At 73.1% G+C, this 6,191-nt stretch carries 6 protein-coding genes; 1 reads left to right on the top strand and 5 read right to left on the bottom strand.

Going from position 1 to position 6,191, the window contains the following annotated elements:
* Nucleotides 1-95: 95 nt before the first annotated feature.
* Genes ACFWRV_RS30315 through ACFWRV_RS30295 form a run of 5 tightly spaced genes read right to left on the bottom strand, consistent with a single transcriptional unit; the run spans nt 96 to nt 5,010 of the window.
* Complete coding sequence (locus ACFWRV_RS30315; RefSeq protein ID WP_384339051.1) at nt 96-1,349, bottom strand: ABC transporter substrate-binding protein; 1,254 nt, start codon at nt 1,347-1,349, stop codon at nt 96-98.
* Entirely contained in the window at nt 1,346-2,536 is a 1,191-nt protein-coding gene (locus ACFWRV_RS30310) for a branched-chain amino acid ABC transporter permease (protein ID WP_384339049.1), read from the bottom strand. Before ACFWRV_RS30310 ends, ACFWRV_RS30315 begins: the two co-directional genes overlap by 4 nt.
* Nucleotides 2,529-3,419, bottom strand: a complete 891-nt coding sequence (locus ACFWRV_RS30305) for a branched-chain amino acid ABC transporter permease (protein WP_384339047.1) — start codon at nt 3,417-3,419, stop codon at nt 2,529-2,531. The genes ACFWRV_RS30310 and ACFWRV_RS30305 overlap by 8 nt, the downstream gene beginning before the upstream one ends.
* Nucleotides 3,416-4,225, bottom strand: a complete 810-nt coding sequence (locus ACFWRV_RS30300) for an ABC transporter ATP-binding protein (RefSeq protein WP_384339045.1) — start codon at nt 4,223-4,225, stop codon at nt 3,416-3,418. The genes ACFWRV_RS30305 and ACFWRV_RS30300 overlap by 4 nt, the downstream gene beginning before the upstream one ends.
* A complete protein-coding gene (locus ACFWRV_RS30295) occupies nt 4,213-5,010 on the bottom strand; it encodes an ABC transporter ATP-binding protein (protein ID WP_384339043.1) in 798 nt (265 codons plus the stop codon). The genes ACFWRV_RS30300 and ACFWRV_RS30295 overlap by 13 nt, the downstream gene beginning before the upstream one ends.
* A 276-nt stretch (nt 5,011-5,286) precedes the next feature.
* Between ACFWRV_RS30295 and ACFWRV_RS30290 the strand changes: the two genes are divergently transcribed.
* On the top strand, nt 5,287-6,027 hold the full coding sequence (locus ACFWRV_RS30290) for a PucR family transcriptional regulator (protein ID WP_384339041.1): 741 nt from the start codon (nt 5,287-5,289) through the stop codon (nt 6,025-6,027).
* Nucleotides 6,028-6,191: the final 164 nt, after the last annotated feature.

Here is a 6,191-nt window from a genome sequence, read left to right as displayed (position 1 = left end):
ACAACACCCGCGGGGCGGGGCCCCGAGCCCGCAAAACCGGTTGGGCGGCCGGGGGGTCCGCCCGGCCCCCCCCCGCTCCCCCCCCCCGGCAGGGCTCAGGAACCGATGGTGAAGGACTCGGCCGCCGGGGCGACCTCGGCCGGGCGGACCACCTTCAGCCCGCCGGCGGCGCCGGCGTCCGGCTTCATGATCACGCTCTCCCGGGTGGACGGCGCCTTCGGGTCCGAGAAGTCGTGCGACACCCCGAACTCGCTCCCGTACTCCTTGATCGTGAGCAGTGCCTTGTCGATGCCCTCACGGGTGAGGTCCTTGTCGTCGCAGGCCTTGGACAGGGCCTCGCCGAACACGGAGGCCGCCGTGTATCCGGCGACGACGCCGTTGTCGAGGACGTCCTTCGGGTACTGGGCGGCGTACTCCTTGGCGAGCTTCGCGGGACCGTCGCCCGGGTCCCCGATGGGCAGCGTGGAGGAGGCGACGTAGTAGTCCTTGAGCAAAGCCGGCCCCGCCTGGGTCTTCAACAGCTGCGGCGCGAAGGCCGAGTTGTTGCCGACGACCGGGACGTTGAAGCCGGTCGCCGCCGCGACGCCGACGAGCGAGGCCGCCTGGCGCGGTCCGGCGCTGACGATCACGGCCTTGACCCCGGCCTGCTTGAGAGCGGCGACCTGGGCGGTCATGTCGTTGTCGGTCGGCTTGATCTTCTGCTCCACGACGGTGAGCCCGGCCTGCTTCGCCGCGTGCTTCGAGCCGACGAGCGCGTTCTCGCCGTAGTCGCCCTCGAAGTACACGTGACCGATCTTGTCGCCCTTCGCGATGCGCTTCTCGGCGAGGAGATAGTCGATGAGGTTGATCGTCTCGACGTCGTAGGTGGCGCCGATGACCCGGATGTACGGGGAGCCCAGCAGATTCGCCGACCAGGCCTGCGGCAGGACGAGGCCCTTGTCCTGGCCGTCGATGCGCTGCTCGACGGCGGCGACGAACGGGGAGCCGATGAACTGGGCGAAGCCCACCACCTCCGGCGCCAGCTCGGTGTACGCGGCGATCGCCTTCTGCGGGTCGTATCCGTGATCGCGGACCGTCAGTTCGATCTTCCGGTCGCAGATGCCGCCCGCGTCGTTGGTCTGCTTCACCCACAGCTGCTGGGCCTGGGTGACGCTCTTGCCCAGCGAGGCGTAGACCCCGGTCATGTCGGTCAGCACACCGAGGGAGATCGTCGAGGAGGAGACCCCGGGGCCCGTCTTGATCCCGCCCTTGCCCTCTTCGTCCGCCTTTCCCTCGGTCGCCTTGCCGCTGCACCCGACGAGGGTGACGGCGAGGGTCGCGACCACGGCCGTGAGCACTCTCAGTTTCATGACTTCTCCCTTGGATTTTTCGGAGCCGCGGGATCTTTCGGAGCCGCAGGATGCTTCGGAGCCGCAGGCTTCTTCGTGCGTGCGAGGCCCAGGCGGGCGAGGCCGCCGGGCAGGAACAGGACCACCGCGACCACCGCGGCGCCGTACAGATAGCGGGACGCCTCACCGGGCGCCAGCCCGCCCGTGCCGGGGGCGGAGACCAGCGGCAGGGAGTCGCTGTAGTGCGTGAACACCTGCGGGAGCAGGGAGACGAAGGCTGCGCCGATCACGGCTCCGGCGACGCTGCCGAGCCCACCGATGACGATCATGGCGAGGTATTCGAGGGACAGGATCATGCCGAAGTACTCGGGCACGGTCCGCTGGAAGACCAGGGCGAGCAGGACGCCCGCGAGGCCCGCGTACATCGAGGACAGGACGAAGACGCCGGCCCGGTAGCGGGCGACGGGCACGCCCATCACCCCGGCCGCGATCCGGTGGTCGCGGATGGCGTTCATGGCACGTCCGGGCCGGCCGCGCAGCACACCCCGGGCGAACAGGGCGCTGAGCAGGAGCGCGAGCAGGCCCGCGTACCAGAGCTTCTCCGAGGAGCCGAACGGCACGGCCGCCACGACGAGTTGGGAGTCGTCGAAGGTGAACCCGAAGACGGACAGCGGCGGTACGGCCCGGCCGTTGTAACCGCCGGTCAGCGAGCCCGCGTTGAACAGGACGTGCTGCCCGATGAAGATCAGCGCGAGGGTCGCGATGCCGAGGTACGCGCCGCGCAGCCGTCCGGCGATGGGGCTGAAGATCCCGCCCGCCGCCCCGGCGAGCAGCACCGCGAGGATCGCGGCCAGCCAGGTGGGCAGCCCGAGTCCGGTCAGCGTGTGCCCGTTCTCGGTGCTGCTCTCCCCCGCCAGGACGCAGTAGCCGTACGCGCCGACGGCGAGGAAGAACGCGTGGCCCATGGAGAGCTGGCCGGTGGCGCCGGTGAGCATGTTGAGCCCGATGGCGCCGATCGCCGCCGCCATCGCGAACAGCCCGGCCTGGAGCCAGAAGCGGTCCAGGTAGAACGGGAGGACGAGGAGCAGGAGGGAGCCGATGAGGACGGCGTACGTACGGGGGCTGCGCAGCCGGTCGGTGACACCCTCCGATCCGCCGCGTACGGGAGTGACGGGGACGGTGCGGGCTTCGGCGGTGGTGTCAGACACGGGCCAGCTCCTTCGTGCCGAAGAGCCCGGCGGGCCGGATGAGCAGGACCGCCACCATCACCAGGTAGGGCGCCAGGTCGCCGATGCCCCGGCCGAGGAAGGAGAGATCGCTCTGGTAACCGGTGGCGAGCGACTCGGTGACGCCCACGATGAGTCCGCCGGCCAGCGCCCCGGTGGTGGAGTCGAGTCCGCCGAGGATCGCTGCGGGGAACGCCTTGAGCGCGGCGAGCGAGGTGGCGCGCTCCAGGCCCGGGGTCGGGAACACGGTGAGGAAGAGCGCGGCGACGGCGGCCAGCGCCCCGGCGACCGCCCAGGCGGCGAGCGAGACCCGCCCCAGCTTGATACCCATGAGCGCCGCCGTCTGCGGGTTCTCGGCGGCGGCCCGCATCGACACGCCCCACGAGGTGTAGCGGAAGGCGAGCAGGAACACCGTGATCAGCAGCCCGGCGGCGAGGAACGCGGCGATCCGGGTCTGGGCGAGGGTGATCCCGCCGACGGAGACGACCTCGTTGCCCCAGGGGTCGCCGAGGGCGAGCACGTTCGTGCCCATCCGGCGGGTGAGTTCGGTGATCAGGAGGATGTCGACGCCGATGGTGACGATGGCCAGGACGCTGTGGTCGCTGCCCCGGTAGCGGCGCATCACGAAGAACTCGATGGCCGCCCCGACGGTCGCCGCACCGGCGATCCCGACGAGCAGCGCGGGCCAGAACCCGATGTCGTCGTGGAGCACGGCGGTGACGTAGCCGCCCGCCAACAGCAGGGAGGCGTGGGCGAAGTTGACGACCTCGGTGGCCTTGAAGATGACGACGAACCCGAGCGCGATGAGTGCGTAGACCGAGCCGATCGACAGGCCGCCGAGAAGGAGTTCGACGAACGTGGTCATTCAGGTGCTCCCAAGTAGGCCTGGACGACGGCCGGGTCGTTCTGGACCTCGGCGGGGGTGCCCCCGGCGATCCGTCGTCCGAAGTCGAGTACGGTCACCGCGTCCGCGAGCCGCATCACCACCCCCATGTCGTGCTCGACCAGCACGATGGAGATGCCGAGGCTGTCGCGTACGTCGGCCACGACGGCGGCGGTGCGGCGGCGCTCGTCCGCGGTCATCCCGGCGATCGGCTCGTCCAGCAGCAGGACCTTCGGCTCCATGCACAGGGCGCGGCCGAGCTCGACGAGCTTCTGCTGTCCGTACGGGAGTGAGCCCGCCGGACGCTCCAACTCCTTTTCCAGACCGATGAACTCGGCGATCTCCCGGACCCGGTCGCGGTGGCGTCGTTCCTCGCGGACGGCGGAGGGCAGCCGCAGGCCGGTGGCGAGGAACCCGGAGCGGGTCAGCCGGTGGCGGCCGAGCAGGAGGCTGTCGGCGACGGTGGCGTGCGGGGGCAGCGCCAGGTTCTGGAAGGTGCGCGCGACCCCGAGGTCCGCGACGGCGTGCGGCGGGAGTCCGGTGAGCTCGGTCTCGCCGAGGCGGACGTGTCCGGAGGCGGCGCGGTAGACGCCGGACAGGACGTTGAAGCAGGTGGACTTGCCCGCGCCGTTGGGCCCGATGACGGCGTGCACGCTGCCGGGTTCGACGGTGAAGGAGACGCCGTCCAGGGCGGTGAGCCCCGCGAAACGGACGGTGACGTCCTGCACGGCGAGGGCGGCGGCGGTGCGGTGCGCGGAGGTCGTGGCGGTGGTGGTCACGCGGACCACCTGCTCAGGGTGCGCCGGGTCCGGGCGGCCGGGTCGGCGTCCGCCGCCGCCTCCTCGTCGACGACGCCGAGGTAGCGGCGGCGCACCTCGTCGGAGGCGGCGAGTTCGTCGGCGGGCCCGGACAGGGCGACCTCGCCGACGTCGAGGACGTACGCCGTGGAGGCGAGCCGCAGGGCGAGCGCCGCGTTCTGCTCGACGAGCATGACCGAGGTGCCGGCCGCGTTGATCTCCTGCACGGTCTCGGCGATCCTGGCCGCCATCAGCGGGGCGAGGCCGAGCGAGGGCTCGTCCAGCAGGAGCAGCCGGGGCCCCGCCATCAGGGCGCGGCCCATGGCCAGCATCTGCTGCTCGCCGCCGGACAGCAGCCCGGCCCGCTGGTGTGCGCGGTCGGCGAGCACCGGGAACAGTTCGTGCACCCGGGCGAGCGCGGCGCTGGTCTCCTTGCGCCCGCCGCGTGCTCCGAGGGCGCCCGCCCGCAGGTTGTCGGCCACCGTCATCCGGGCGAAGACCTGCCGGCCCTCCGGTACCTGGACCACTCCGGCGGCCACCACCTGGGCGGGCCGCAGCCCCTCCAGGGGACGGCCGTCGAACCGGATCGTTCCGGTGCCCGTCCCGCGGTGGAAGCCGAGGGTCCGCGACACGGCCCGCAGCAGCGTGGTCTTGCCCGCGCCGTTGCCGCCGAGCACGGCGGTGATCCCGCCGTCCGGCACATCGACGGAGATGTCGCGCAGCGCCCGGACCGGGCCGTAGCCCACGGACAGCGCGCGGATCTCTAGCGTTGCCATGCGTCCTCCTCCTTCCGCCATGTCGTGTCGTGCTTCGTGTCCGGCTCTTCCGTTGTCTGTTGTCTGTCGTGCTCATCCGTTGGGGGTGGTGCCACAGACCAGCACCGGGCGGGACGTGCGTCCACGGCGCGGGGCCGACTCGATGCGGGCGACCAGCGAACGAAGGGCCTCGTTGTGCACGCGCACAGACGCGGTGACGGGCGGGCGCCCGCGGGCCGGGCCGGTGGCATCCTCATCGGTCATCAGGAGCGCCCGGACCCGGGGACGGAGCGGCGGATGCGGCGTGGGACGCGGTACGGGGCGCTGCTCGGCCCGCTGCTGGCGGGCGGGGCCCCGCCGGACCTGGCGGCGCGTGCGGCGCGCGGCCTCGGGCTGCCGGAGCGGGGGCGTTACGCGGTGGTGGTGCTGGGCGCGCCCGTGCCGGAGGCGGCGGTGGTGCGGGGCCCGGACGCGGACGGGGCGCGCTGGTGGTGGGGCGCGGCGGCGAGTTCCCCGGGCGGGGAGGGGGGCCGGGAGGTCGCGGTGGTGCTGCTGGGCCCGGCGGGCCCGGCCCGGGCGGTGGCGCGGCTCAGGGAGCTGGGCGCCGGGCCGGGGGGTGTGAGCCCGGTGGTGGGCTCACCGGCGAAGCTGGGCGCCGCGCACCGGCTGGCGGGTACGGCGCTGCTGACGTGCGAACCGGGCAGCCGGGAGATCGTCCGGCTGGACGAGCGGCTGCCGGCGGCCCTGCTGGTGAGCCGCCCGGAGCTGTCCACCCGGCTCCTGGCGGAGGTGTTCGGCCCGCTGCTGACCCTCGTACCGGCCGAGCGGTCCCTGCTGGTGGGGACGTTGGAGGCGTGGCTGGAGTGCGGCGGTTCGGTGGGGCGGGCGGCGGCCCGGCTGGGGTGTCACCGCAACACGGTGTTCAACCGGCTGCGGCGGCTGGAGCGGCTCACCGCGCGCTCGCTGTCCCGGCCGCGCGAGCTGGTCGACCTGGTGCTGGCGCTGGAGGTGCTGCGGCTGTCGTCCGCCCCGCCGTGAGAAGCCGTGCGAAGGGGCGGGGCGGGCCGTGCGGGGGCGGGGGCCCCGCGGGGCAACCGGCCCCCCCCCCCCCCCGGCCCAACCCCCCACCACACAGCACACAAAACCCCGCGCACCCCACCCCCCCCCCCCCCCCCCCCCCCCCCCCCCCCGCCCAACACAAC

It is taken from the genome of Streptomyces sp. NPDC058576 (assembly GCF_042718715.1).
Taxonomy (GTDB): Bacteria; Actinomycetota; Actinomycetes; order Streptomycetales; family Streptomycetaceae; genus Streptomyces.
The sequence above is the reverse complement of the archived record's forward strand: the minus strand, read 5'-3'. Positions and strand labels throughout refer to the sequence as shown.